24 protein-coding genes and 1 riboswitch are annotated in these 24,882 nt (G+C 59.8%); of the genes, 12 read left to right on the forward strand and 12 right to left on the reverse strand.

Annotated features, from left to right (window positions below; genetic code table 11):
* Positions 1 to 209: 209 nt before the first annotated feature.
* The 3 genes from CPY51_RS16900 to CPY51_RS16910 form a co-directional block, all read right to left on the reverse strand.
* Complete coding sequence (locus CPY51_RS16900) at positions 210 to 1,508, reverse strand: M23 family metallopeptidase (protein WP_111161364.1); 1,299 nt, start codon at positions 1,506 to 1,508, stop codon at positions 210 to 212.
* 118 nt (positions 1,509 to 1,626) lie between these two features.
* Positions 1,627 to 2,454, reverse strand: a complete 828-nt coding sequence (locus CPY51_RS16905) for a ferritin-like domain-containing protein (protein WP_111161365.1) — start codon at positions 2,452 to 2,454, stop codon at positions 1,627 to 1,629.
* Positions 2,451 to 2,939 carry a peroxiredoxin gene (locus tag CPY51_RS16910; protein WP_111161366.1) on the reverse strand — a complete coding sequence of 163 codons (489 nt, stop codon included), beginning with the start codon at positions 2,937 to 2,939 and terminating at the stop codon, positions 2,451 to 2,453. The genes CPY51_RS16905 and CPY51_RS16910 overlap by 4 nt, the downstream gene beginning before the upstream one ends.
* Positions 2,940 to 3,076: 137 nt before the next feature.
* On the opposite strand from CPY51_RS16910, the gene CPY51_RS16915 reads away from it, so the two are divergent.
* The gene (locus CPY51_RS16915; protein ID WP_195909559.1) at positions 3,077 to 6,490 is read left to right on the forward strand and encodes a YhdP family protein; all 3,414 of its coding nucleotides are present in this window, start codon (positions 3,077 to 3,079) and stop codon (positions 6,488 to 6,490) included.
* A 48-nt stretch (positions 6,491 to 6,538) separates the two neighbouring features.
* Here the strand turns inward: CPY51_RS16915 and tyrS are convergent, their stop codons facing one another.
* Positions 6,539 to 7,795 carry a tyrosine--tRNA ligase gene (gene tyrS, locus CPY51_RS16920; RefSeq protein WP_111161368.1) on the reverse strand — a complete coding sequence of 419 codons (1,257 nt, stop codon included), beginning with the start codon at positions 7,793 to 7,795 and terminating at the stop codon, positions 6,539 to 6,541.
* Positions 7,796 to 7,924: 129 nt separating this feature from the next.
* Between tyrS and CPY51_RS16925 the strand changes: the two genes are divergently transcribed.
* Complete coding sequence (locus CPY51_RS16925; RefSeq protein WP_111161369.1) at positions 7,925 to 9,049, forward strand: anhydro-N-acetylmuramic acid kinase; 1,125 nt, start codon at positions 7,925 to 7,927, stop codon at positions 9,047 to 9,049.
* Positions 9,050 to 9,089: 40 nt separating this feature from the next.
* Here the strand turns inward: CPY51_RS16925 and CPY51_RS16930 are convergent, their stop codons facing one another.
* The 3 genes from CPY51_RS16930 to CPY51_RS16940 form a co-directional block, all read right to left on the reverse strand.
* Positions 9,090 to 9,296 (reverse strand): toxin-antitoxin system HicB family antitoxin, encoded by a 207-nt coding sequence (locus CPY51_RS16930; RefSeq protein ID WP_111161370.1) that lies wholly within the window; start codon positions 9,294 to 9,296, stop codon positions 9,090 to 9,092.
* 84 nt (positions 9,297 to 9,380) lie between these two features.
* Positions 9,381 to 9,713, reverse strand: a complete 333-nt coding sequence (locus tag CPY51_RS34095) for a putative toxin-antitoxin system toxin component, PIN family (protein ID WP_206607257.1) — start codon at positions 9,711 to 9,713, stop codon at positions 9,381 to 9,383.
* A 59-nt stretch (positions 9,714 to 9,772) separates the two neighbouring features.
* Positions 9,773 to 10,450: an alpha/beta hydrolase gene (locus CPY51_RS16940; protein ID WP_111161371.1), complete on the reverse strand. Its 678-nt coding sequence runs from the start codon at positions 10,448 to 10,450 to the stop codon at positions 9,773 to 9,775.
* A 222-nt stretch (positions 10,451 to 10,672) separates the two neighbouring features.
* Here CPY51_RS16940 and CPY51_RS16945 point away from each other — a divergent pair, with 222 nt between their 5' ends.
* The 8 genes from CPY51_RS16945 to sufA all read left to right on the forward strand — a co-directional run bounded on the left by CPY51_RS16945 (position 10,673) and on the right by sufA (position 18,158).
* Positions 10,673 to 11,839: a cysteine desulfurase family protein gene (locus CPY51_RS16945; RefSeq protein WP_111161372.1), complete on the forward strand. Its 1,167-nt coding sequence runs from the start codon at positions 10,673 to 10,675 to the stop codon at positions 11,837 to 11,839.
* Positions 11,840 to 11,986: 147 nt separating this feature from the next.
* On the forward strand, positions 11,987 to 13,456 hold the full coding sequence (gene sufB, locus CPY51_RS16950) for a Fe-S cluster assembly protein SufB (protein WP_111161373.1): 1,470 nt from the start codon (positions 11,987 to 11,989) through the stop codon (positions 13,454 to 13,456).
* 65 nt (positions 13,457 to 13,521) lie between these two features.
* Complete coding sequence (locus CPY51_RS16955; protein ID WP_111161374.1) at positions 13,522 to 13,863, forward strand: GIY-YIG nuclease family protein; 342 nt, start codon at positions 13,522 to 13,524, stop codon at positions 13,861 to 13,863.
* Between the two features lie 101 nt (positions 13,864 to 13,964).
* Positions 13,965 to 14,720, forward strand: coding sequence for a Fe-S cluster assembly ATPase SufC (gene sufC, locus CPY51_RS16960; RefSeq protein ID WP_111161375.1), 756 nt, complete (start codon positions 13,965 to 13,967; stop codon positions 14,718 to 14,720).
* A gap of 22 nt (positions 14,721 to 14,742) precedes the next feature.
* Positions 14,743 to 16,044: a Fe-S cluster assembly protein SufD gene (gene sufD / locus CPY51_RS16965; protein WP_111161376.1), complete on the forward strand. Its 1,302-nt coding sequence runs from the start codon at positions 14,743 to 14,745 to the stop codon at positions 16,042 to 16,044.
* Between the two features lie 14 nt (positions 16,045 to 16,058).
* Positions 16,059 to 17,300, forward strand: a complete 1,242-nt coding sequence (locus CPY51_RS16970) for a cysteine desulfurase (RefSeq protein ID WP_111161377.1) — start codon at positions 16,059 to 16,061, stop codon at positions 17,298 to 17,300.
* 10 nt (positions 17,301 to 17,310) lie between these two features.
* On the forward strand, positions 17,311 to 17,691 hold the full coding sequence (locus CPY51_RS16975) for an SUF system Fe-S cluster assembly protein (protein WP_111161378.1): 381 nt from the start codon (positions 17,311 to 17,313) through the stop codon (positions 17,689 to 17,691).
* Positions 17,692 to 17,768: 77 nt separating this feature from the next.
* A complete protein-coding gene (gene sufA, locus CPY51_RS16980) occupies positions 17,769 to 18,158 on the forward strand; it encodes a Fe-S cluster assembly scaffold SufA (RefSeq protein ID WP_111161379.1) in 390 nt (129 codons plus the stop codon).
* 27 nt (positions 18,159 to 18,185) lie between these two features.
* Here sufA and CPY51_RS16985 read toward each other — a convergent pair whose 3' ends face one another.
* The 4 genes from CPY51_RS16985 to gcvT all read right to left on the reverse strand — a co-directional run bounded on the left by CPY51_RS16985 (position 18,186) and on the right by gcvT (position 23,044).
* Entirely contained in the window at positions 18,186 to 18,497 is a 312-nt protein-coding gene (locus CPY51_RS16985; protein WP_111161380.1) for an addiction module antidote protein, read from the reverse strand.
* Positions 18,498 to 18,654: 157 nt separating this feature from the next.
* Positions 18,655 to 21,519 carry an aminomethyl-transferring glycine dehydrogenase gene (gene gcvP / locus CPY51_RS16990; RefSeq protein ID WP_111161381.1) on the reverse strand — a complete coding sequence of 955 codons (2,865 nt, stop codon included), beginning with the start codon at positions 21,517 to 21,519 and terminating at the stop codon, positions 18,655 to 18,657.
* Positions 21,519 to 21,881 (reverse strand): glycine cleavage system protein GcvH, encoded by a 363-nt coding sequence (gene gcvH / locus CPY51_RS16995; protein ID WP_111161382.1) that lies wholly within the window; start codon positions 21,879 to 21,881, stop codon positions 21,519 to 21,521. The genes gcvP and gcvH overlap by 1 nt, the downstream gene beginning before the upstream one ends.
* Positions 21,882 to 21,907: 26 nt before the next feature.
* A complete protein-coding gene (gcvT, locus tag CPY51_RS17000; protein ID WP_111161383.1) occupies positions 21,908 to 23,044 on the reverse strand; it encodes a glycine cleavage system aminomethyltransferase GcvT in 1,137 nt (378 codons plus the stop codon).
* A gap of 152 nt (positions 23,045 to 23,196) precedes the next feature.
* A riboswitch (glycine riboswitch) is annotated at positions 23,197 to 23,285 on the reverse strand.
* 193 nt (positions 23,286 to 23,478) lie between these two features.
* Between gcvT and CPY51_RS17005 the strand changes: the two genes are divergently transcribed.
* The gene (locus CPY51_RS17005; RefSeq protein WP_111161384.1) at positions 23,479 to 24,024 is read left to right on the forward strand and encodes a copper chaperone PCu(A)C; all 546 of its coding nucleotides are present in this window, start codon (positions 23,479 to 23,481) and stop codon (positions 24,022 to 24,024) included.
* Here CPY51_RS17005 and CPY51_RS17010 read toward each other — a convergent pair whose 3' ends face one another.
* Positions 24,025 to 24,297 carry a hypothetical protein gene (locus CPY51_RS17010; RefSeq protein ID WP_111161385.1) on the reverse strand — a complete coding sequence of 91 codons (273 nt, stop codon included), beginning with the start codon at positions 24,295 to 24,297 and terminating at the stop codon, positions 24,025 to 24,027.
* A 152-nt stretch (positions 24,298 to 24,449) separates the two neighbouring features.
* Here CPY51_RS17010 and crcB point away from each other — a divergent pair, with 152 nt between their 5' ends.
* Positions 24,450 to 24,827 carry a fluoride efflux transporter CrcB gene (gene crcB, locus CPY51_RS17015; protein ID WP_111161386.1) on the forward strand — a complete coding sequence of 126 codons (378 nt, stop codon included), beginning with the start codon at positions 24,450 to 24,452 and terminating at the stop codon, positions 24,825 to 24,827.
* The last annotated feature ends 55 nt before the right edge of the window (positions 24,828 to 24,882 follow it).

Genomic DNA, 24,882 nt, shown 5'->3' on the forward strand with positions numbered 1-24,882 from the left:
CGGTCGACACTGATGAGTCGACGGGCGTTGTGTGCCGCAATGCAGCGCGACATAGTCCCAAATGCCCCGGAAGTCAAGAAAAGCGGAAGCCTGGTGCGGCGCATCGGTTAAAGATGCCGCAATTTTTTGGCTAGATTTGCGCTTGTTGCGCGTTTGTCACATTTTATAGCTGGAAAAAGCCAAAGTGGCAAAGTCTTATTCGCCTTCAGCTACTTGATATAGCTGGCCAGCTTGATGCCGGCGTTGACGAAGTACATCGGATCGATGGGATTGCCGTTCTCGCGGACTTCGTAGTGCAGGTGGGTTCCGGTCGAGCGTCCGGTGCTGCCGGCCAAGCCTACGGTATCGCCGGTTTTCACTGCGTCCCCGACGCGCACCAGGATTTCTGCCATGTGGCCGTAGCGGGTGGTGATCCCTTCTCCATGGTCGATCTCGACCATGTTTCCGTAACCGCCTGCCCAGCCCGCCGAAACGATCTTGCCGGGCGCTGTCGCCCTGACCTTTTCTCCCGGGCTGAAGTGAAAGTCGGTTCCGGTGTGGAGGGCCAGCTTGCCGAAGAACGGGTCCTTGCGGTTGCCGAACGGACTGGTGATCAGTTTGCCGGGAGCAGGGTTGCGGAACGGCAGGCTTTCGACGGTGCCGCGGGCGGCTTCAAGTCGTGTCAGCGCGGTATCGAGATCTGCCATCGAGCGTTCGAACTGGTCCGCGCTTTGGGGTGCGACAAAGGGCCCACCGACGCCGCCGTCATCGTCCATGCTGACTGCGGTGCCTGCGGGAACGGTCACGCCGACGTGCTTGACAATCGACTGGATGTTGTCGGCCGTCTCGGATGCGCCTTCGGTCAGGTGCTGAACGCGGCTCAGCTGGTCTTGCTCGATGTGCTTCAGCGAAAGAGTGACCTTGGAAAAGACCCGATCGGCACGGTCTGCGACAGTTTCAGGGGCGGGCACGTAGGCCAGGGTCGTGTTCTCGGGAGTGACGTCCGCAGGGCTGCCACTGGCAAGCGCTGTCTCGATCACCTTCAGCCCGCCGGTCAGCGCGGCATGGTCGTTCCGCGGCGCCGGAGCGCTTGCGGTTGCCGGAGTATCCTTGTCCATCAGGCCGGAATTTTCTGCGCGGTCGAGAAGCGCGTCGAGCTTTCCGTGGCGGGATGACAGCGCCTGCTGCTGTTCGATCAGCTTGTCGACCTTGTCTTCGACCACCTGCTGGTCGAGAAGCTGTCGGGAGGTTACGCGGTCGACTTGTGCGCGAAGGGCAGCGATGCGATCCTCGTAGTCGTATTGCATGCGCGCCTGGCGGGCCATGGTGGCGCCGATGAGGTCGTCGCGCAGGACCAGATAGGACGTGGCCAACAGGTAGCCGATGGTGATGACGCCGACGAAACAAAAGGCGAGGGCAGTCATCCAGGGGCGGATCGTCATGTGACGAAGATTGTCGCCGCTGGCAAGGATGATGACGTGTTGCTGCGCACGCTTACCGAAAATCCGGCTTTGATGCCCGTTCGTCACGGAGAATCTCCCAATTGTGCTGTCAGCACCGTTTGGTTGATTACGCACTGTTAAGGTTAATATTTCCTTTCCATAGGCCGGTGCGTCGAGTGCCTGACGTCCGTTTTCCCTTTTAAAATCAGGCGTTACTGGTCGCCGTCAAGGAGCGGTAGAAAGACGGCGTCAATCCGGCCTCGGCGCGTGCGATATCATTGAATGGGGCCTTCAGCGGGCCTCGGAAATTGGCCCGGACGAGTTCGTGGAATGTCCTCGCCGGATCCCGTTTTTCCCGGGCACAAAGAAAGCGGAACCACTTGGCACCGACAGCGACGTGACCCTTTTCATCGTTGTAGATGATGTCCAGAACGGCGGCACTTTGGAGATCTCCGGTCTCTCGCATCTTTGCCTGCAGAGCGGGCGTGACGTCGAGGCCGCGGGCCTCGAGTATCAGCGGCACCACGGCAAGGCGTGCGGTCAGATCGTTGCGGGTTGCGTGCGCCGCCTGCCAGAGCCCGTCATGAGCTGGAAGGTCGCCGTAATCGGCACCAAGATCCCGCAGGCGCTCGCGGATGAGTTTGAAGTGCTTGGCTTCCTCGAACGCGACCTGCATCCAGCCGTCGAAGAATGAACTGGGCACCTGTTCGGTCGCAAAACGAGCGACGATGTCGAGCGCGAGATCCACTGCGTTGAGCTCGATATGGGCGATCGCGTGCAGCAGCGCGACGCGGCCCTTGACGCTGTGTAGCGACCGCTTTTCCATCTGTTTCGGCGGGATCAGTTCCGGTTTCGCCGGCCGGCCCGGGCGATCCGGCAGATCGGGGTCCAGCGGCGAACGCAGCGAGAGTTTGCGCGCGAACCAACGTGTCGTCGTTTGTTGCGTGATTTCGGTCTTTTTATCTAGGTCGGCTGAGCGCATCGCAGCGATCGCTCCGCCGCGAAGCGAGATAATGTCGGTACCTGCGATCATGGATTAATCGATAGTGCTTCTAATTCACGGACGGTCTTGAGAACGTCCTCGGCGTGCCCGTCGACCTTGACCTTGCTCCAGATTTTCGAGATTCGGCCATCGGGTCCGAGCAGGAAGGTCGTGCGTTCAACGCCCATGTATTTCCTGCCGTACAGGCTCTTTTCCTTCCAGACGCCATAAGCCTCAAGGGTGCCTCGGCCCTCGTCCGATGCGAGGATAACGCCGAGTGCGCGCTTCTTGATGAATTTGTCATGGCTTTTCGCCGAATCCGGCGACATGCCGATAACCACCGCGCCAGCGCGATCGAACTCTGGCAGGAGCTGGGTAAAGGCTATCGATTCGGTGGTGCAGCCGGACGTATCATCTTTGGGATAGAAGAAAAGAACGACGGGCTTGCCTTCAAACTCGGCGAGACTGACACGGCCGCCGCCGTCGCGCGGGAGATTGAAGTCGGGAGCCAGCGTGCCAACGTCTAGTTCAGCCATGGATAATCTTTCTTTTGCCGGTATTTTGGATGACTATGTCACCCGTCGATATATACTACCGATATATAGCGAAGCGGTATGTCGTCCAGCCGAGACACGGCGTCACCCGGAAAATAGCAAAAGATATAAAGGGACGCATTGGAGTGATCCGCGGCGAAAAAGTTACGTTCCGGAAGAAGGATCTGGTTCCACTCGAGGACCTGCCGTCCTCGCAGGTCGAGGACCCGATGGTTGTGAACTGCCCGCCGCGTCGCCGCCGCTCGCAGTCGCATATCTGGCATGTCTGCAGGATGACATTCGTCTTCGGGGTTTTCATCCTGCTGATCATCGGCGCTATCGTGGGCACGGTCGAGAGCGGCGTATTCGACGAGCCTCTGTCGCGCAAAGCCCAGGAAGCACTCGATGCGGCCATAGGGCCACGCTACAAGGCCGAAGTCGGTACCACTGTCGTCCGCTTTACCTCGCATCTGAGGCTGGCACTCGAAGCCCGCAACGTCAACGTGGTCGATCAGGAGAGCGGCAAGCATCTCTCGACCATGGGGGCGGTGCGCATGGTCCTCGACCCGCTGGCTTTGGTCGAGGGACGCTTCGTCGTCGTCACGGTTCAGGCCAGCGGTATAGCGCTCGATACTGCCCTTTTGCCTTCGGGAGACCCCATCGATCCGGCGAACCTGCGCGTCGACGACATTCCGGTCGGCATCGAAGAAATTTTCTCGAACCTCGACCTCCTGCAGCACTTTGCCGAACGCGGTGGTACCGATGCGGTCGAGATCTCCGGCCTCGCGCTCAAGATCGCACGTCAGGACGGAGGCGCCCCATTGTCGGTCGTGGTCAACAAGCTGACATTTACCCGGCCAGGACCGAATTCGCTCGATCTCAAGGGACAGTTGTCGATCGACGGCGCAGTGGCTACGCTCGATGTCATCGCGCGCCAGGAGGCCGATCGACCTTCGTCGTTGACCGCGACCCTCAGCCATCTGGATCTAACGCCGCTGACGCTCGCTTACGATGCTCTTGGGCAGCCTCGCCAAGGCATCAACAGTTTCGCCGATGTGACTGTGACCGCGGTTCGAGGTTCCGATTCGGTTCAGCCGAAGCTGAAGGCGTCGATCGATCTCAAGCCCGGCCAGATCTACATGGACCGCGACAGACAGGATCTGAGCGGCGCGAGCATCAATCTCGCCTATAATCCGGACCATAAAACGCTGGAGATCGATAAGTCGGTGGCTCGATTCCAGGCGACGACGGTTCCTTTCACCGGCGCCCTGATCGATCTGGATCGTATCGATCCGACTGCCGAAAAAGGCTTCGGCGTCGATTTTCTGATCAGCGGCGGGTCCGCAGCGCCTGTGGCGTCCGGCGAAGCGCCACTCAGCTTCGACGGGCAGGCAAATGGCCGCTATATGTCGGCCGCCAAGGAGCTGCAACTCGACAAGGTCGGCATCATAACGCCGCTCGGCTCGCTGTTTGGCTCACTGCACATGCGCCTCCGGCCGGGATCGCCCGAGATCAGCTTCGCAGCGCAGGCGGATACGTTGCAAACCGCAGCGGTGAAGCAACTCTGGCCCTTCTGGATGGCGCCTAAAGCGCGGACCTGGGCGCAAACCAACCTGTTCGGCGGAACGATCACCAACGGGACGATTTCCGTATTCATTCCGGAAGGCAAGCTGGCACAGGCGGCAAAGACGGGCGATATGAGGCTTGCAGCAAACGAGCTGCACATCGCCTTCGACATCGCGGGCACCCGTTTGAACGTGCCGGGCGAGATTCCGCCGATCCGCGACACGGTGGGTCATTTCGATCTCTCCGGTCCCACGGTCAAGGTGGATATCGCCAGCGGCACCTCCTATTTCGCCTCCGGCCGCTCGGCGGCACTTGGCCCCAGCACGTTTTTCATTCCGGAAACCCATGACAAACCGTTGATGGCGCAGATGAAACTTGCCGTTTCAGGAACGGGAGACGCCATCGGCGAACTGCTGACCTTCAAGCCGCTCCGCGTGCTGCAGCGTACCGAATTCAAGCCTGAAGACTTCAACGGCAAAATCCAAGCCGACGTGCAGGCGACCATAGGGCTGGTGGACGAGCAGAAACCCCCACCGCCTGTTTGGAAGGCCACTTTGCATCTCGACGACGTCGATGTCCTGAGGCCGTTCGACGGCCGACGGATATTTAACCTCAACGGCCGGATAGACGCGGATCCGCAGCAAGTGCATCTGAACGCCGACGCGCAGATTGACGGCGTGCCCGCGAAAATAGACATGATCGAGCCCACCGAAGCCAACTCCGGCGTTAAACGGCAAAGGGTGATCACCGCGACGCTGACCGACCAACAGCGTGACAAGGTCATGCCGGGCCTCTCGGATATCGTCAACGGGCCGGTCGCATTGACGCTGACGCGGATAGACGACGACCGGCAAAACGTGAAGATCGATTTGACGAAGGCCTCGCTGACAATGCCGGTCATCGGTTGGTCGAAGGGTAGCGGCATTTCGGCAAGCGCGGAGTTCGAGGCCTCCGGTCCCCCGGATCAGACCTCGCTGAAGAATTTTTCGCTGAAGGGCGATGGTTTTGGCGCGAATGGCGATCTGGTGGTCAGCAAGGGCGGCCTATCATCCGCAGATTTTTCCAGCGTCAAGCTGTCCGGTATTGATGACTTCGCGCTCGCGGTCAAACGTGGCAAGGGTTCGTACGATGTCTCGGTATCGGGCGATTCCGCAGATGTCCGGCCTATTCTGGCGCGGATGAAATCGCCTTCGGGTGGCGTCGACAACGCCGCGGTTGATGTCACCGTTCACGCCAAGCTCGACAAGGTCGTCGGATTCAACGACGAATCGATCGGAAACTTCAAGGCGCTCTTTGCCATATCGGACGGTCACGTCACTGCTGCCGATCTATCGGGCGTCACCCGCAGCGGCGAAGCCGTCGTCAGCGAAATGACCAAGGGCGGCGCCAACGGCACGATCCATGTGACAAGTGGCGATGCCGGGGCGATTGCCCGTTTCGCCGATATATATCGCCATATGCGCGGTGGGCTGCTGAACCTGTCGCTCCGCTCTACGGGCGAGGATTCCTGGGACGGATCGCTCGACATACGCCGTTTCTCGATCACCAATGAAAAGCGTCTTCAGTCGATTGTCTCGACGCCAAGCGGTCGCAACGGCCAGAGCCTGAACTCCGCGGTCAAACAGAACATCGACACGAGCGCGCAGAATTTCCAGCGTGCCTTCGCCCGGCTGTTCGTGCGCAAGGGCGTCGTCGCGATCGAGAATGGCGTGGTGCGCGGCGATCAGGTCGGCGCGACGTTCCAGGGCACGGTCAAGGATAAGAACGGCAATACCGACATGACCGGCACCTTCATGCCGGCCTATGGTCTCAACCGGCTGTTCGCGGAACTGCCGATTATCGGTTTCATCCTCGGCAACGGCAGCGACCGTGGTCTGATTGGCATCACCTTCAAGCTGACGGGCGATTTCGACGCGCCCAACCTGCAGATCAACCCGCTGTCGATCATCGCCCCCGGCGTTTTCAGGCAGATCTTCGAATTCCAATGAAAAAGCCGGCGAGCGCGCCGGCTTCGGAATGCGAAAATGTCGGGGCGCTCAGGCTGCGGGGCGGATGAGGATGTGCTTCTTCTTGCCGAGCGAGAGCTTGATGACCCCGTCGGCGGTAATTTCTCCGCTGCCGATCATTCTGCGCTCGTCGCTGACAGCCTGGTCATTGATCCGCACCGCGCCGCCCTGGACGTGACGACGGGCTTCACCGTTCGAGCCGGCAAGCCCGGCACGCACGATCAGGGACAAGAGGCCGATACCTGCCTCCAATTCGGATGAAGGCACATCGACCGAAGGCAGATTTTCTGCAACGCCGCCTTCCTCGAATGTCTTGCGCGCCGTCTCCGCAGCCTGTTCCGCTGCTTCTCGGCCATGCAGGATCGCCGTCACCTCGGTCGCAAGGATCTTCTTGACCTCGTTGATCTCGGAGCCTGCGAGTGCAGAGAGACGGGCGATCTCGTCCATCGGCAGCGTCGTATAGAGCTTGAGGAAGCGCGATACGTCGGCATCCTCGGTGTTGCGCCAGTACTGCCAGAAGTCATAGGCCGACAGCATGTCGGCATTCAGCCAGACGGCGCCGGTAGCCGACTTGCCCATCTTGGCGCCCGAAGAGGTCGTCAGTAGCGGCGATGTCAGTGCATAGAGTTGCGGCGTCCCCATGCGGTGACCAAGGTCAATACCGTTGACGATATTGCCCCATTGGTCGGAGCCGCCCATCTGCAGGCGGCAGTCATAGCGCTTGGCCAGTTCGACAAAATCATAGGCCTGCAGGATCATGTAGTTGAATTCGAGGAACGACAGCGACTGCTCGCGCTCGAGGCGCGTCTTGACGCTGTCGAACGAGAGCATGCGGTTGACCGAGAAGTGGCGGCCGACGTCGCGCAGGAATTCGAGGTAATTCAGCGAACGCAGCCATTCGGCATTGTTGATCATCAATGCGCCGGTCTTGCCTTCGCCGTAGCTGAGGTAGTTCGAAAACACGCGCTTGATCGAGGCAATGTTGCTCTCGATCGTATCGACGGTCATCAACTGGCGCGATTCCTCCTTGAAGGATGGATCACCCACCATGCCGGTGCCGCCGCCCATCAGGGAAATGGCGCGATGACCGGTCGCCTGCAGCCAATGGAGCATCATGATCTGGATCAGCGATCCGGCATGAAGGCTCGGCGCAGTCGGATCGAAGCCGATATAGGCGGTCACGGTTTCCTTGGCGAACAGGTTGTCGAGGCCGCTTTCATCCGAGATCTGATGAACGAAGCCGCGCTCTTGCAGGGTGCGAAGGAAATCTGATTTCAGCTGGGACATGGTCTCTTCTCTGCGACGCCCCGCAACAGGGCAAGGCGACGAAAACGCTATTGTTGAACTGTCGCGGCGCGTTTAGCACTGTTTTGGCGAAAGTGCACTATTGGGCATTCAATGTTTTTGCGAGGATCTATGGGCAGGGTGAGAACGGCGATCGGTCTGATGAGCGGCACTTCGATGGACGGTATCGACGTTGCCCTCCTGCGTACCGATGGCGCGGACCTGGTGGAGCGTGGGCCGAGCCTCTACGTCCCCTACGACAACGCCCTGCGGGGCCGATGGAAGAGGGCCCTGGAAACCGCAAAAACAATCCGCGAGCGGCGGGAGAGGCCTGGCGACCTTGCCGATGCTGAACAAGCGCTGACCCTTTGTCATGCCGCTGCGGTCAAATCCTTCCTCCTGCGCAATCGTCTTTCGCCTGAGGATGTCGACGTCATTGGCTTTCACGGCCAGACCGTGCTGCATCGTCCGGACGAGGGGCTGACGGTGCAGATCGGCGATGGGCCGCTGCTGGCGGAGGAAACCGGGATCGATGTGGTTTACGATATGCGCGCCAACGATATGGTTCATGGCGGCCAGGGGGCGCCGCTCATTCCCATTTATCACGCGGCGCTGTCGGCCAATCTGCCCGAGGAGTTCGCAGCCCCTGTCGTCTTCGTCAATATCGGCGGGATCTCCAATCTGACCTATGTGGGCGAGGATGGCGTTCTCTCCGCTTTCGACAGTGGCCCTGGAAACATGTTGATCGACCAATGGATCGAGGCACATACCGGCCATGCCTATGACCGCAACGGTGAGACGGCGGCGCGGGGCAGTGTCGTTCCGGCGCTGAGCCACCGTTATCTCGGAAGCCCCTTCTTCTCGGGCAATCTGCGACGGTCGCTTGATCGGAGCGACTTTCGACCGCCTGTTAAGGGCGAGGTGTCGATCGAGGACGGTGCACGAACGTTGGCACACGTTACGGCAGCTTCGATCGTGAAACTGTCGGACTACCTTCCGCAGGCGCCGAGGACCTACGTCGTCTGCGGAGGCGGGCGGCTCAATCCTGTTATCATGGCGGAATTTGCGGAACTGGCTGCAAGAGACGGCGCCCGCGTCATCGCGGCGGAATCAGCCGGTTTCGATGGGGGGAGCATGGAAGCGGAAGCCTGGGCCTACCTCGCTGTCCGTTCGCTCGACGGCTTGCCGCTGACGTTTCCGGGGACGACGGGGGTGAGGGAGGCGGTTAGCGGCGGGGCGCTTGCGAGAAGAGGCTAACTGAACAAGAGCGCAGAGACTCTCGCTCAACGACGAGTCACTATCGACGCAGCAATGAGAGCGCTTCGCTTTCCAGACCCTCTCCTGCTTCGGCGCGCTTGCGAAAGCGAATTTCTGCGTCGTATTCGACAATGATCGAATTCGTTACCGACGCTAGAAGTTCAGGGAGGCTGACGCCCTTCTCGGCCGCAATCTCCTCCATTTTTTCATGCACTTCCTCTGGAACCTGGAATGTTATGGCGTTCATCGACCCAACTCCGAGCAAAATGCTTCCGGCGAAATGATACCAATGTGTTCGAAGCGAAGATTCTGATTTCGAAAATCACGTTGGTTACTGGTAACAATATAGCCCGCATTTCCAGCAACTGCCAACTCGACAAGAATTGTCGCCCTCGTCGCGCAAATTGGGTCGCCACTTGAAGTAAACGGCGCACCATTCGCATCTACTTATGAATACGTTGAAAAGCAGCTGCCTTTCGGCGAAGTTCAAACGCGCTCGTTCGAACAGATCGTCTCTTGCCAAGACATCTTCATATTCAAGAAAGAGAGCTGCTCCCATTATTGGGCTCGCCTGCCTGTCAATACAAGCTGCAATAACCGACGATGCATAGCCTTTGCCGATGCACGCGCTGATAAATACGTTAGTATCGATGACAACCCTCATGACAGGAGATTGCCATCTGATACCGATTCGTCAACCTGTTGCGACAGTGAAGACTGGCTTTATCTGATCCGCTTGGCAGCTGGTTCCGGTACGAGTTCGCCGTTGAGGCGGCGGTCGAGGTAGTCTTCGCATTCGCCCATCAGGGTATCTACCTGGCCATTGAAGAAGTGATTGGCGCCCGGGACGATCTTATGGGTGATCAGGATGCCCTTCTGCGACTTCAGTTTCTCGACCAGACCGTTGACGTCTTTTTCGGGGGCGACCTTGTCGGCGTCGCCATTGATGATGAGGCCGGAAGACGGGCAGGGCGCCAGGAACGAGAAATCATAGATGTTCGGCTGCGGTGCGATCGACATGAAGCCTTCGATCTCGGGGCGGCGCATCAGAAGCTGCATGCCGATCCAGGCGCCGAAGGAATAGCCCGCGACCCAGCAGCTCTTGGAATCCGGATGCAGGCTCTGCACCCAATCGAGCGCGGATGCGGCATCCGAGAGTTCGCCGCCGCCGTGGTCGAATTCGCCCTGGCTGCGGCCAATGCTGCGGAAATTGAAACGAAGCGTGGTAAAGCCGCGCTTCTGGAACATATAGAATAGTTGGTAGACAATCTGGTTGTTCATCGTCCCGCCGAACTGCGGATGCGGATGCAGCACAAGGGCGATCGGTGCGCTTTTTTCCTTAGAGGGCTGATAGCGGCCTTCAAGACGGCCTGCTGGGCCGTTGAAAATGACTTCGGGCATCGATACTCCGTACCTGATTTTCTGCGTTCATATCATGCGCAACGCAGCAAGTTGACTTGACGAATGCGCTCATCTTTTCTAGAACGCAGTTTAGAACAGTTCGAAACTTTGCATGATCTTCCACGAGTGGTGGAACGTGTCATAAGGCAAGCCCGGCGGAAATTACAAGAAAAATGAGCCGGGGCTCCCAAACGGTACAATTGAGGCAGGAAAACTAAGGTCATGGCGGCATCGCGCCTCTATCTTGACTGGAATGCCACCGCACCGCTCCACCCGGCGGCGCGCGATGCGATGCTGCGCGCCCTCGATCTGTTTGGAAATCCAAATTCGGTTCACGGCGAAGGCCGCGCGACCCGCGCAGCCATCGAAGCCGCCCGCCGACAGGTGGCGATTATTGCCGGCGCCGAGCCGTCGCATGTGGTTTTCACCAGCGGTGCCACGGAAGCTGCCAATATGGTGCTGACGCCAGAATTTCGGATGGGCCGCACGCCGCTGGCGATCGGTCACCTTTATGTCTCGGCAATCGAACATCCGGCCCTGCGCGAAGGCGGACGCTTCCCTAAGGATAGGGTCAGCGAAATTCCCGTCACGTTTGACGGCGTGGTCGATCTCGCGGCGCTCGAGGCTCTGCTTGCCGGCCATGACAAGGCGACGGGCTTGCCGATGGTCGCGATCATGCTTGCCAATAACGAGACCGGGATCATCCAGCCGGCGCGAGCCGCGGCCGACATCGTGCAGGCGCATGGCGGTATCTTCGTCGTCGATGCGGTTCAGGCGGCCGGTCGCGTGCCGGTCGATATCAATGGGATCGGCGCGGACTTCCTGATCGTCTCGTCGCACAAGATCGGTGGTCCCAAAGGCGCCGGTGCGCTCGTCTCACGCGGCGAAGTGTTGATGCCCAAGCCGCTCATTCATGGTGGCGGCCAGGAAAAAGGTCACCGCTCGGGGACGGAGAATTCGTTGGCGCTCATCGGCTTCGGTGCCGCGGCGGCAGCGGCGGTCGCGGAATTCGAGACGCGTAATGTTGCGATCGGCGCGCTTCGCGATCGGCTGGAGAGCGGCATGCGGCTCGCCGCGCCGGACGTCATCATCCATGGTGCTGAACAGAGCCGGGTGCCAAACACCTGCTTCTTCACGCTTCCAGGATTGAAGGCCGAGACCGGGCAGATCGCCTTCGATCTGGAAGGGGTTGCACTGTCTGCGGGATCCGCCTGCTCGGCCGGCAAACTGGGCGAAAGCCATGTGCTCGTTGCGATGGGTCGCGATCCGCAGTTGGGCGCGCTGCGCATTTCGCTGGGCTTTGCGACCACGGATGAAGAGATCGATCGAGCTATCTCGGTCTTTGCCAAGATTGCCGGACGGCGAAAGCCTGCGGGCGTCGCGGCTTGACTAACTAGTAAATTTGAGGAAACGCAAATTTACTCTTGCCAATCGGGCTGAAAAGTCCCCTTTGGCCACCTACATACGAGCAAGCGCAAGTTTGCTTAAACGTTGACAAGCTGCCGGACCTTGTATCCGGCGAGATTGGAGAACGACATGGCTGCGGTTCAGGAAACAATCGATCAGGTTCGTCTGATCGATGTGGACCAGTACAAATACGGTTTCGAGACCATCATCGAAATGGACAAGGCACCCAAGGGCCTTTCCGAAGACATCATTCGCTTCATTTCGGCCAAGAAACAGGAGCCGGAATGGATGCTGGAATGGCGTCTCGACGCCTATCGCCGCTGGTTGACGATGGAAGAGCCCACCTGGGCGCGCGTCAACTATCCGAAGATCGACTTCAACGACATCTATTACTATGCCGCGCCCAAGAGCACGCCGGGTCCGAAGTCGATCGATGACGTCGATCCGGAGCTTCTGAAGGTCTACGAGAAGCTTGGTATTCCGTTGCGCGAACAGGAAATTCTCGCTGGCGTCCAGACATCGCGGATTGCGGTCGATGCGGTGTTCGACAGCGTTTCCGTTGTAACGACGTTCAAGGAAGAACTGAAGAAGGCCGGCGTGATCTTCATGTCGATCTCCGAGGCGATCCGCGAGCATCCGGAGTTGGTGAAGCAGTATCTGGGCACGGTCGTGCCGCCGACGGACAATTACTATGCGACGCTGAATTGCGCTGTCTTTACCGACGGCTCGTTCGTGTATGTCCCAAAGGGCGTTCGCTGCCCGATGGAGCTGTCGACCTACTTCCGCATCAACGAGAAGGGCACCGGCCAGTTCGAGCGCACGCTGATCATTGCCGAGGAAGGTGCCTATGTGTCCTACCTCGAAGGCTGCACCGCGCCGCAGCGCGACGAAAACCAGTTGCATGCCGCCGTGGTTGAGCTTGTTGCGTTGGACGATGCACAGATCAAGTATTCGACTGTCCAGAACTGGTATCCCGGTGACAAGGACGGCAAGGGCGGCATCTACAATTTCGTCACCAAGCGTGGCGATTGCCGTGGCGACCGTTCGAAGATTTCCTGGACGCAGGTCGAGACCGGCTCGGCCATCACCTGGAAGTATCCGTCATGTATCCTGCGTGGCGACGACAGCCGCGGCGAGTTCTACTCGATCGCCGTTTCGAACGGCCATCAGCAGATCGACAGCGGCACGAAGATGATCCATCTCGGCAAGAACACCTCGAGCCGCATCGTTTCGAAGGGTATCGCCGCCGGCGTCTCGAACAACACCTATCGCGGCCAGGTCTCGGCTCATCGCAAGGCATCGAACGCCCGTAATTTCACCCAGTGCGACTCGTTGCTGATTGGGGACAAGTGCGGGGCCCACACGGTGCCCTATATCGAGGCGAAGAATTCGACGGCGCAGTTCGAACATGAAGCGACAACCTCGAAGATCTCAGAGGATCAGCTGTTCTATTGCCTGCAGCGCGGCATTCCAACCGAAGCGGCGATCGCGCTGATCGTCAATGGTTTCGTGCGCGAAGTGCTGCAGGAACTGCCGATGGAATTTGCTATCGAAGCACAGAAGCTGATCAGCATTTCGCTGGAAGGCAGTGTGGGATAAGGGCTTAAGTAGCACGTCATCCTCGGGCTTGTCCCGAGGATCTGCGGTGGTCGAAGGACGGCGGGATGAGTGGAGTCGTCTACATGATGTCTGATAAACCGCGCGGCGTCATATACACAGGCGTGACGAGCGATTTGCAGGGACGCGTGTGGGAGCATCGCAACGAAACTCAGCAGGGTTTTACGCAGAAATACAAGGTGAAAAATCTTGTGTGGTTTGAAACCCATCCTAACATTGTGCTGGCGATCCAGCGGGAGAAGTCGCTGAAGCGCTATCTGCGTGAATGGAAGATCGAGCTCATCGAAGGTTTCAATCCAACATGGATCGATCTTTACGAGAGTATCGCTGCACTGGAAAATGTCTATCGACCGCATCCGAATACGAGGCAATGGGGCGATTACAATTGACGATTTAGATCCTCGGGACAAGCCCGAGGATGACGGATCAAGACGGTACCGATGGTCAACTAGGCCGCCCTCGAAACCGTTCTACGAACAGGAAGAATATTATGCTTGAAATCAAGAACCTGCACGCCCGCATCGCCGAAGACGGTACCGAGATCATTCGTGGTCTGAATTTGACTGTCAAAGCCGGGGAAGTCGCTGCGATCATGGGGCCGAACGGGTCTGGCAAGTCGACGCTGTCCTATATCCTCTCCGGCCGCACTGACTATGAAGTGACGGAAGGTGACATTCTTTATAACGGTGAGAGCATTCTCGAGCTGGATGCCGCCGAGCGTGCATCGAAGGGCATTTTCCTTGCCTTCCAGTATCCGGTCGAAATTCCGGGTGTTGCCACCATGCAGTTTCTGAAGGTGGCGATGAACGAACAGCGCAAGGCGCGCGGCGAGGAAGAGCTGAAGACCCCTGATTTCATGCGTCTCGTCAAGGACGCTGCCGGCAAGCTGCAGATCAATACCGAGATGCTGAAGCGTCCGCTCAACGTCGGCTTTTCCGGCGGGGAGAAGAAGCGTGCCGAGATCCTGCAGATGGCGCTGCTGCAGCCGAAGCTTTGCGTGCTCGACGAGACCGATTCGGGCCTCGACATCGATGCGTTGAAGGTCGTTGCCGATGGCGTCAATGCGCTGCGTTCGCCAGATCGCGCCGTGATCGTCATCACGCACTATCAGCGCCTGCTCGACTATATCATCCCCGATACGGTCCACGTCCTCTACAAGGGACAGGTGATCAAATCCGGCGACAAGACGCTGGCCCACGAACTTGAAGCCAATGGATACGCCGACATCATTGGCGCTGCAGCCTGATAGGGCGGAAAGGACGACGTCGATGAATATGCAGACGACGACCCGCCTCACCGCCGCGGAAACAGCGTTGATCGAGGCCTATAACAACCAGCTTGGCGAACTGCCCGGCAATGGCGACGTGTTCGCGACCCGGGACCGATTGTTGGACGAGCTGAAGACAACCGGCCTTCCGACGCGGCGCATCGAAGCCTGGCACTACACCGACCTGAAGAACCTGTTGCGCACGGTACCTGCCGAGAGCGGCACGGGAAACGTGGCGGAACTGCCACCTTTGGTCGAGGGCTCGGCCGTGCTGTCGGTCCTGCAGGGCCAGACCAGCGTCAAGGCTTCGGTCGATGGTGTAAGCGTTCGCTCCTATGCCGACGGCCTGCTTGACGGCAGCGCCGTCGCTGGCCTCGCGGCGCTGGGCGCCGATGACGCGATCGGGCGGATCAACGGAAGTTTCGTTCGCGACGGCTATGTCGTCGAGATCGCGGAAGGCGCCGAACTCGAGGCGCCGCTGGAGGTGCAGTTCGTCCACGTGGGCGGCCAGATCCACAGCCGCCTGCCGGTCAGCTTCGGCGCCGGCTCGAAGGTAACGCTGATTGAACGTCACCAAGGGGTGACGGCGAACGCCGCACCGGTGACGGCGAGCGGAGGCGCGGCTCTGGTGTCGGCGATCAGCGAAGTCCGCATCGGCGACGGCGCAGAGGTGACGTGGATCATCCTGCAGCAGCAGGGTGCCGACGATACGCACCTCGGACAAATCCGCATCGATCTCGGCAAGGACGCCAAGCTCAAGCTTTTCGTCATCAATGCCGGCGGCGAGCTGGTGCGGCAGGAACTGCATATCGCGGTGACGGGCGAGGGCTCCGATCTGCAACTGCGCGGCGTCAACCTGCTCGGTGGCGAGACCCATACTGATATCACTCTGGTTCTCGGCCATGACGTGCCGAATACGACATCGACCGAGATCGTCCGCAGCGTAGTATTCGATCGCGCTCGCGGCGTTTTCCAGGGGATGATCCGGGTGGCACCCGACGCGCAGAAGACCGACGCGAAGATGGCGTGCAACACGCTCCTGATGTCGGATGATGCGGAATTCTCGGTCAAGCCGGAGCTTGAGATCTTCGCCGATGACGTTCAGTGCGGTCACGGCGCGACGGTTACCGATATCGATGCCAACCATCTCTATTACCTGATGGCCCGCGGTATTCCGGCAAAAAAGGCGCGAGCGATGCTGGTCAACGCATTCGTTGCCGCAATCGTCGAGGAACTGGAAGACGAGGCCGTCGTCGAGGCGCTGGAAGGCGTCATTTCGACCTGGCTCGAGAAGCACGCCTGATTGGATCGACTGCCATGGACAAGATAGTACCCGCGACTGCCTACGATGTTGAGGCCATAAGGCGGGATTTTCCGATCCTGTCGACGAAGGTCTATGGCAAGCCGCTGGTCTACCTCGATAACGGCGCCTCGGCCCAGAAGCCTCAGTCTGTCATCGATGCTATCTCGCATGCGTATTCCAGCGAATATGCCAATGTGCATCGCGGCTTGCATTTTCTGTCCAACGCAGCGACCGACGCCTATGAGGCCGCGCGGGAAAAGGTGCGCCGCTTCCTGAATGCGCCTTCCGTCGACGACATCGTCTTCACCAAATCTTCCACCGAGGCGATCAACACGGTCGCCTATGGCTGGGGCATGCCGAAGATCGGCGAGGGCGACGAGATCGTCGTTTCGATCATGGAGCACCACTCCAACATCGTGCCGTGGCATTTCATCCGCGAGCGCCAGGGTGCAAAGCTCGTTTGGGTGCCGGTCGACGAGGAGGGTGTTCTTGATGTCGACGCGTTCGAGAAGAGCCTGACCGAGCGGACCAAATTGGTGGCGATCACGCATATGTCGAATGCTCTCGGCACGGTTGTTCCGGTGAAGGAGATATGTCGCATTGCCCATGAGCGGGGCATTCCTGTTCTGGTTGACGGCAGCCAGGGAGCGGTGCATCTGCCCGTCGACGTGCAGGACATCGATTGCGACTGGTATGTCATGACGGGCCACAAGCTCTATGGACCCTCGGGCATTGGCGTCCTCTACGGCAAACAGGACCGGTTGCGCGAGATGCGGCCGTTCCAGGGCGGCGGCGAGATGATCTTTGACGTTACCGAGGAGGCGGTCACCTATAACGATCCGCCGCATCGTTTCGAGGCGGGTACGCCGCCGATCGTGCAGGCGATCGGTCTTGGCTATGCGCTCGACTATATGGAAAGCGTCGGTCGCGAGGCAATCGCCCGCCATGAGGCTGATCTGGCCGCTTATGCCAATGAACGTCTGCGTTCGATCAATTCGCTGCGGATATTCGGTAATGCTCCGGGCAAGGGGGCTATCTTTTCCTTTGAACTCGCCGGCATCCACGCTCATGATGTCTCGATGGTGATCGATCGCCAGGGCGTTGCGGTGCGTGCCGGAACGCATTGCGCCCAGCCGCTCTTGAAACGCTTCGGCGTCACCTCCACATGCCGTGCATCGTTCGGCATGTACAATACCCGCGCCGAAGTCGACGCACTGGCCGATGCGCTGGAACATGCGCGCAAGTTTTTTGCCTGAGGATACCGCTATGAGCCTGGACGAAAGCGAACAGAAGATCGACGTGCGCGAAGGCATCGTGCATTCCAGCATTCCGCCGGAGGAACTGGCGCGTCTCAGCGACGACGTGATTTCTGCGCTGAAGACGGTCTATGATCCGGAAATCCCGGCTGATATTTTCGAACTCGGCCTGATCTACAAGATCGACATCGAAGACGACCGCATGGTGAAGATCATGATGACGTTGACCGCGCCCGGCTGCCCGGTTGCCGGCGAAATGCCCGGCTGGGTCGAAAATGCCGTTGGCGCCGTCGAAGGTATCTCCGGCGTCGAAGTCGCGATGACCTTCGACCCGCCATGGACTCCGGACCGCATGTCGGAAGAAGCACAGGTGTCGGTGGGCTGGTATTGATCCGTTTACCGGCAGCGACTACATTTTAGTTGACGAAGCATCGGGCCTTGAACCCGGTTGCGAAGGAGAATGAGCCGATGGGCTTTGCAGTGATGACCATGACCGACACGGCGGCTGAGCGCGTGAAGGCGATCGTCGGGAATTCCGGATCGGATGCGAAGGGCGTGCGCGTCGGAATCAAGAAGGGCGGCTGCGCGGGGATGGAATACACCATCGATCTCGTCACCGAGCCGAATGCCAAGGACGATCTGATCGAACGCGACGGCGCCAGGGTCTGGGTCGAGCCATCGGCAGTGCTGTATCTTCTCGGCACGGAAATGGGCTTCGAGATGACCACGCTGCGCTCCGGGTTCACCTTTACCAACCCGAACCAGACATCTGCCTGCGGCTGTGGCGAATCGGTGGAGCTCAAGCCCGCCGATCTCGCGGCGCTCGCCGCCCAGCGCCAGGGCGAACCTGCGCACTGAAGCGGCATCCGACAATCTGTTCTATTCTCAGGCGGCTGGTTGGCCGCCTGATTCGTTTGTGGGCATAGAGGTCAATTTCAGTCCGAGCGCCTTGACGACCTTGAGTATCGTCGAAAATTCCGGATGCCCTTCGCCGCTCAAAGCGCGATAGAGCGCCGACCTGTTCATGCCGATCTCGCGGGCGAGTTGGCTCATGTTGCGAGCCCGGGCGACGGTGCCGAGTGCCTTGGCGATAAACCGCGCGTCCTCTGTCTCGAAAGCTGCCGTCACGTAGTCATGAAATGACTGGCCATTGTGCGAAAAATCGCCATTGCCGTCGTCCGTTGTCCCCAGCGCCATTTATATCCCCTTCAGTCGCAGTTCTGCGATTTGGTGCAAGAGCCCCCGACTCTTTGCTGCACCAACTCGGTCTGCCTCCAGTAAAGGCATTTGGCAATAGATTTATGTCAGAGATAGAGGAAACGGCCGTAACCGTTTCCTCTATTTTGCGTTTTGCCTATTCAGCCGCTTCCGCATATGCCTCGACGGGCGGGCAGGCGCAGATCAGGTTGCGGTCGCCGTAGACATTGTCGACGCGATTGACCGGTGACCAGTATTTGTCGACGCGGAAGGCGCCGGGCGGGAAGCAGGCCTGTTCGCGCGAATAGGGCCTATTCCATTCGCCGACGAGATCCTCGACAGTGTGCGGGGCGTTCTTCAACGGGTTGTTTGCCTTATCCATGCGCCCGTCCTCGATGGCCCGGACCTCTTCGCGGATCGCCAGCATCGCTTCGCAGAAGCGGTCGAGCTCGGCCTTGGTCTCGGATTCGGTCGGCTCGATCATCAGCGTGCCGGCAACGGGCCAGCTCATGGTCGGAGCATGGAAGCCGCAGTCGATCAGGCGCTTTGCGACGTCGTCCACGCTCACGCCGGCGCTGTCGACCAGCGGGCGGGTATCGACGATGCATTCATGTGCGACGCGTCCGGTCTTCGACTTGTACAGCACGTCATAAGCGCCCTTGAGCCGGGCAGCGATGTAGTTGGCGTTGAGGATTGCCACCTTGGTTGCCTGCGTCAGCCCTTCGCCGCCCATCATCAGGCAGTAGCTCCAGGAGATCGGCAGGATCGACGCCGAGCCGAAGGCTGCCGCCGAGACGGCGCCCGGGCGGCCGTCGGTCTGCGGATGGCCGGGCAGATGCGCGGCCAGATGCGCCTTGACGCCGATCGGACCCATACCCGGACCACCGCCGCCGTGCGGGATGCAGAAGGTCTTGTGGAGGTTCAGGTGGCTGACGTCGGAGCCGATGTCACCGGGGCGAGACAGGCCAACCATGGCGTTCATGTTGGCGCCATCGAGATAGACCTGGCCGCCGTGACCGTGGACGATTTCGCAGATGTCACGGACGGTTTCCTCGAAGACGCCGTGGGTCGAAGGATAGGTGATCATGCAGCAGGAAAGGTTGGCCGCGTTCGCCTCCGCCTTGGCGCGGAAATCCTCCATGTCGATATCGCCGTCGTCCCGGACCTTGACGACAACCACTTTCATGCCGGCCATCTGAGCGGAAGCTGGATTGGTGCCATGCGCGGATGTCGGGATCAGGCAGACGTCGCGATGGTCGTCGCCGTTTGCAAGATGGTAGTTGCGGATCGTCAGGAGGCCCGCATATTCGCCCTGCGCGCCGGAATTCGGCTGCATGGAGAAGGCGTCGTAGCCGGTAACGGCGCAGAGCTTGTCGGTCAGGTCGTCGATCATCTCGCGATAGCCGAGTGCCTGATCGTCTGGCACGAACGGATGGATATCGGAAAATTCCGGCCAGGTGATCGGCAGCATCTCTGCCGTGGCATTCAGCTTCATGGTGCAGGAGCCGAGCGGGATCATCGAGCGGTCGAGCGCGAGGTCACGGTCGGAGAGCCGCCTGATATAGCGGGTCATCTCGCTTTCGGCGCGGTTCATATGGAAGATCGGGTGGGTGAGGTAGCCGCTGGTCCGGAGCAGGCCTTTCGGAAGTCGATAGCCGGGCTCGAAATCGGCGATGACAAAATTACCGCCAAAAGCGCGCCAGACGGCCTCGAGCGTTGCCGGGCGAGTGCGTTCGTCCAGGCTCATGCCGATCTTGGTGTCGCCGACCTTGCGCAAATTGACGCCTTCGGCGACCGCGGCTCGCAGGATCAGGCCTTGCATGTGACCGACGTCGACGGTGATCGTGTCGAAGAAGGTGTCGGGCTCGATCGTGTATCCAAGCTTTTCCAGCCCCTTGGCCATCAGCACGGCTTTCTGATGAACCTGCTGGGCAATGGCCTTGATGCCCTGCGGGCCATGGAAGACGGCATACATCGAGGCCATGACAGCCAGCAGAACCTGCGCCGTGCAGATGTTGGATGTCGCCTTTTCACGGCGGATGTGCTGTTCGCGCGTCTGGAGGGACAGGCGGTAGGCGCGGTTGCCGCGGGAATCGACAGATACCCCGACAAGGCGACCGGGCATCGAGCGCTTGTGTGTATCTTTGACCGCCATATAGGCCGCGTGCGGGCCGCCGTAGCCGACCGGCACGCCGAAGCGCTGCGACGAGCCGACGGCGATGTCGGCGCCCATTTCGCCGGGAGATTTCAGCAGCGTCAGCGCCAGTGGATCGGCAGCGATGACGGCAATCGCGCCTGAGGCGTGCAGCTTGCCGATGACATCGGTGAAATCGTGCAGATGGCCGTGGGTGCCGGGATACTGAAAGATCGCGCCGAAGACGTCTGACGGAACCAGATCGGTCAGCGGATGGCCTATGATGACCGTCCACCCGAGCGGCTCCGCACGGGTCTGGATGAGGGCGATCGTCTGCGGGTGGCAATCGGCATCGACGAAGAACGCCTTCGCCTTGGACTTGGCCACGCGCTCGGCCATGGCCATCGCTTCGGCGGCGGCGGTTGCCTCGTCCAGCAGCGAGGCATTGGCGACGTCGAGACCGGTCAGGTCGCAGATCATCGTCTGATAGTTGAGCAGCGCCTCAAGGCGACCTTGACTGATCTCGGGCTGGTAGGGCGTATAGGCGGTGTACCAGGCCGGGTTCTCGAGGATATTGCGCTGGATGACCGGCGGCGTGATCGTGCCGTAGTAGCCTTGGCCGATGAGGGAGACGAGCAGCTTGTTCTTGTTGGCGATCTCACGCAGCTTGTCCAGCGCCTCGCGCTCGGTCATTGCCGCACCCCAGGTCAGCGGCACTTTCTGGCGGATGGATGGCGGCAGCGTTGCGTCGATCAGTCCGTCGAGGCTGTCATAGCCGATAACCCTGAGCATGTCGGTCATCTCCTGCGGAGATGGACCGATATGGCGTCGGTTGGCGAAATCATAGGGCTGGTAGTCGGTGAATGTGAATTCGGTCGGCGTATTCATTATGCGGTGAGCTCCTTGTAGGCCGCTTCCTCGAGCAGGCCATCAGCATCGCCGGCGTTCTTGAGCTTAAGCTTGAAGAACCAGCCGTTGCCCATCGGGTCCGAATTGACCAGCGATGGATCGGCGACAATGGCTTCATTGACTTCGACAATCTCGCCGTCGAGCGGACAATAGACCTCGGATGCCGCCTTGACTGATTCGACCGTCGCCGCGTCGTCGCCCTTGGAGAAGTTGGCGCCGACGTCAGGCAGCTCGACAAAGACGAGATCGCCCAGCTGTTCGGCGGCAAAGGCGGTAATCCCGACCGTTGCGATGACACCTTCGATTTTCAGCCATTCATGATCTGCGGTAAATTTCAGCATGATATATCCTCTCTCCATTATCAAATTCAGCGTTTGTAGGTCGGTGTGACGAAGGGCAGGGCGCTGACGGTAACGGGCAGATACTTGCCTCGTACTTCCGCGAAGACCTGCGTACCCGGCAATGCGTGGCTTGTGGGGACATAGCCCATGGCGACGGGGAATTCGGTGCTTGGTCCGAAGCCGCCGGAGGTGACTTCGCCGATCTCGGTCTGGCCGGCTGCATCGGCATAGAGCTTGGCGTGACCACGCACCGGCGCCTTGCCCTCGGGCTTCAGGCCAACGCGGCGGCGGGGAGCGCCGTTTTCCAGTTCCTGGAGGATGCGGGTTGCACCGGGAAAACCGCCGGCGCGAGCGCCGCCGATGCGGCGGGCTTTCTGGATCGCCCATTCCAGCCCGGCTTCGACCGGCGATGTCGTCTTGTCGATATCGTTGCCGTAGAGACAAAGCCCGGCTTCCAGGCGAAGCGAGTCGCGGGCGCCGAGACCGATCGGTTGGACATCGGGGTGCTCCAGCAGCCATTTCGCCACGGTCTCGGCTTTGTCGGCCGGGATGGAGATCTCGAAGCCGTCCTCGCCGCTATAGCCCGAGCGCGACACCAGACAGGGGACGTCGTGCAGGCCGACATCGCGCACATCCATGAACTTCATGTCGCAGAGGCCGGCCCACAGTTCTACCAACACCGCCTGCGCGCGGGGTCCCTGCAGGGCGACCAGCGCTCGATCGAGCAGGGTGATTTCGCAGCGGTCGCCGATATGGGTTTGGAGATGAGCAAGATCCTCGTGCTTGCAGCCGGCATTGACGACGACATAGAAATGGTCGCCTCGATTGGCGATCATCAGGTCGTCGAGGATGCCGCCGTTTTCATCGGTGAAGAAGCCGTAGCGCTGCCGGCCGGGCTTCAACCCGACCAGATCGACCGGAACGAGGCTCTCGAGTGCCAGTGCGGCGTCCTCGTTGTTGCCGGAGCGGGCGCGGACAATGACCTGGCCCATATGGGAAACGTCGAACAGGCCGGCGGAAGTACGAGTTTGGATGTGCTCCTTCAGCACGCCGGACGCATACTGGACCGGCATGTCATAGCCGGCAAACGGAACCATGCGGGCTCCGAGCGCGACATGCAGGGCGTGCAAAGGGGTCTTCTTCAGGGCAGCGGTCTCGTCCAAATGACGCCTCCGGGTTAGCGCTTGGTCGAAAAGCGCGGGCTCAAAATTTCGGCACGAATATGCGCCTCACGATGAGCCCCCTCTGTCCGTTCGCCTGAGATTGTTATCCCTTCGGCGAGCGCCTCGAGGGCGCTTCTCTCCAGAGTTCCGTCTGCCCCCAGCTGGTCCTTTGGCCTGAGAGTTTCCGGGGCGGTTGCTCCTTCGGCACCGGCTTGCGGCCGGATTCTCCCAACTGGGTCGGCTGCCATTATCCGGTGGCAGTTTGTCTTGGCAAGCTTAAATGTCGCCGCTAAACAAATTTCTGTCGTTGCCGCCTTGCTGGACACCCGCAACGAGGCGGCGTGTCATGATGCCGCGCGCCAAAAATGGCTTTGCAATCACGCCGCGGGCGGCTATCCCATGAGCCGATCATAGTGAATGCCACGGAGTTGTTCATGAGCCGTCCACGCCTTATTGCCGTAGCGATATTTTCGTCTATTGCCGTCTTCTCGCTGTCGGTCGCTGTAGCCGACGCTCAGCAAGCTGACGACATGAGCAAGATGCCCGGCATGAAGATGCAGATGAGTACGGCGAAGGCGCCGGTCGGGGCTGCTGCCGCCAAGCTTGGCGATCTCGATCTGAGCGGCGGTTATGTCAAGGCGATGCTGCCGGGCCAGCCCGTCGGCGGCGGTTACGTGACGATCCATAATGGCGGCAGCAACGACGACCGACTGGTTTCCGTCAAGTCAGGCGATGCCGGCAAGGTTGAGCTGCATGAGATGAAGATGGAAGGCGACATCATGAAGATGCGAGAGCTGAAGGAGGGTATCGCCGTGCCCGCCGGCGCAACCGTGTCCCTGTCGCCGAACACGCTGCATATGATGTTCAAGCAGGTGAAAACGCCGTTCAAGCAGGGAGCAACAGTGCCGGTGACTCTGACGTTCGAAAAGGCCGGTGCTGTCGAACTTGCGCTGCCGGTCACGTCGGCCAAGGGAAACTAGCTAGTCGTTCTCGGCATAGGACTCGATCGCGTGTCTCAATGTCGATCGCGGCTGACTATTTCCCTGGGTCATCAAATCCAACGCCACTGACGTCGACTGGATGACCAGCGTCGGGCTTTCGATATCATTGTCGGTGGCGCCATCGCGCTCCTGGCGCTTCTGAAGCTTTCTCGCATCACGCGCTGCAATGCTCGAGGGCACGAGAACCGGAGGCTTGGCGACGTCAGCAGCCCAGGCCGCCATGTAGGCGGATACGTTTACGACCTCGACCATTGCGTTCGTCCAACATTGAAAATCAGCCTTCATCTTATTTGGCGGGCCTTCACTTACGGCTAAAAAAGCCGATAGGATTTTAGCAATCGTCGATCCTCATTTTCCGGGCCTGTTGATTGGCAGAAGGTTTTCGATGCGGTAATCAGATTTCCATGATTCAAGTCTTGCTCGTCGCCTTCGGCGGCGCAATCGGTTCCGTTTTCAGATATTACGTCGGCGTCTGGAGCATCAGGCTTGCCGGACCGGCCTTTCCGTGGGGAACGTTGACGGTCAATGTGGTCGGCTCGTTCATAATCGGCGTGCTTGCGGAGCTCATCGCTCGAAAGTTCGGTGGGTCGACGGAGCTGCGGTTGTTGTTGATGACCGGCCTCGTCGGCGGGTTCACGACGTTCTCCGCGTTTTCACTCGATACGATCGGGTTGCTCGAGCGCGGCGAGGCTTTCATGGCAATTGTCTATGTGGCCGCAAGCGTTGGCCTGTCCCTAGCGACGGTGTTTGCGGGCCTGACTTTGGTCCGTGCCCTCGTCTGACACCTGAGCTTCCGTCACCGGAATCTCTAAAATGGCTAGTGGTGGACGATTCCAG

Source organism: Arminella tubonensis (assembly GCF_003240585.1).
Classification (GTDB): domain Bacteria; phylum Pseudomonadota; class Alphaproteobacteria; order Rhizobiales; family Rhizobiaceae; genus Rhizobium; species Rhizobium tubonense.

Bases quoted from the DNA above. Each gene is read 5' to 3' on its own strand.
- tyrS (WP_111161368.1), bottom strand. From the start codon at position 7,795: ATGTCCCAGCTGAAATCAGATTTCCTTCGCACCCTGCAAGAGCGCGGC.
- CPY51_RS16905 (WP_111161365.1), bottom strand. From the start codon at position 2,454: ATGATCGCAGGTACCGACATTATCTCGCTTCGCGGCGGAGCGATCGCT.
- crcB (WP_111161386.1), top strand. From the start codon at position 24,450: ATGATTCAAGTCTTGCTCGTCGCCTTCGGCGGCGCAATCGGTTCCGTT.
- CPY51_RS34095 (WP_206607257.1), bottom strand. From the start codon at position 9,713: ATGAGGGTTGTCATCGATACTAACGTATTTATCAGCGCGTGCATCGGC.
- sufB (WP_111161373.1), top strand. From the start codon at position 11,987: ATGGCTGCGGTTCAGGAAACAATCGATCAGGTTCGTCTGATCGATGTG.
- CPY51_RS16985 (WP_111161380.1), bottom strand. From the start codon at position 18,497: ATGGCGCTGGGGACAACGGACGACGGCAATGGCGATTTTTCGCACAAT.
- sufD (WP_111161376.1), top strand. From the start codon at position 14,743: ATGAATATGCAGACGACGACCCGCCTCACCGCCGCGGAAACAGCGTTG.
- gcvH (WP_111161382.1), bottom strand. From the start codon at position 21,881: ATGCTGAAATTTACCGCAGATCATGAATGGCTGAAAATCGAAGGTGTC.
- CPY51_RS16970 (WP_111161377.1), top strand. From the start codon at position 16,059: ATGGACAAGATAGTACCCGCGACTGCCTACGATGTTGAGGCCATAAGG.
- CPY51_RS17010 (WP_111161385.1), bottom strand. From the start codon at position 24,297: ATGGTCGAGGTCGTAAACGTATCCGCCTACATGGCGGCCTGGGCTGCT.
- CPY51_RS16910 (WP_111161366.1), bottom strand. From the start codon at position 2,939: ATGGCTGAACTAGACGTTGGCACGCTGGCTCCCGACTTCAATCTCCCG.
- CPY51_RS16925 (WP_111161369.1), top strand. From the start codon at position 7,925: ATGGGCAGGGTGAGAACGGCGATCGGTCTGATGAGCGGCACTTCGATG.
- CPY51_RS16930 (WP_111161370.1), bottom strand. From the start codon at position 9,296: ATGAACGCCATAACATTCCAGGTTCCAGAGGAAGTGCATGAAAAAATG.
- gcvP (WP_111161381.1), bottom strand. From the start codon at position 21,519: ATGAATACGCCGACCGAATTCACATTCACCGACTACCAGCCCTATGAT.
- sufC (WP_111161375.1), top strand. From the start codon at position 13,965: ATGCTTGAAATCAAGAACCTGCACGCCCGCATCGCCGAAGACGGTACC.
- CPY51_RS16955 (WP_111161374.1), top strand. From the start codon at position 13,522: ATGAGTGGAGTCGTCTACATGATGTCTGATAAACCGCGCGGCGTCATA.
- sufA (WP_111161379.1), top strand. From the start codon at position 17,769: ATGGGCTTTGCAGTGATGACCATGACCGACACGGCGGCTGAGCGCGTG.
- CPY51_RS16975 (WP_111161378.1), top strand. From the start codon at position 17,311: ATGAGCCTGGACGAAAGCGAACAGAAGATCGACGTGCGCGAAGGCATC.
- CPY51_RS16945 (WP_111161372.1), top strand. From the start codon at position 10,673: ATGGCGGCATCGCGCCTCTATCTTGACTGGAATGCCACCGCACCGCTC.
- CPY51_RS17005 (WP_111161384.1), top strand. From the start codon at position 23,479: ATGAGCCGTCCACGCCTTATTGCCGTAGCGATATTTTCGTCTATTGCC.
- CPY51_RS16940 (WP_111161371.1), bottom strand. From the start codon at position 10,450: ATGCCCGAAGTCATTTTCAACGGCCCAGCAGGCCGTCTTGAAGGCCGC.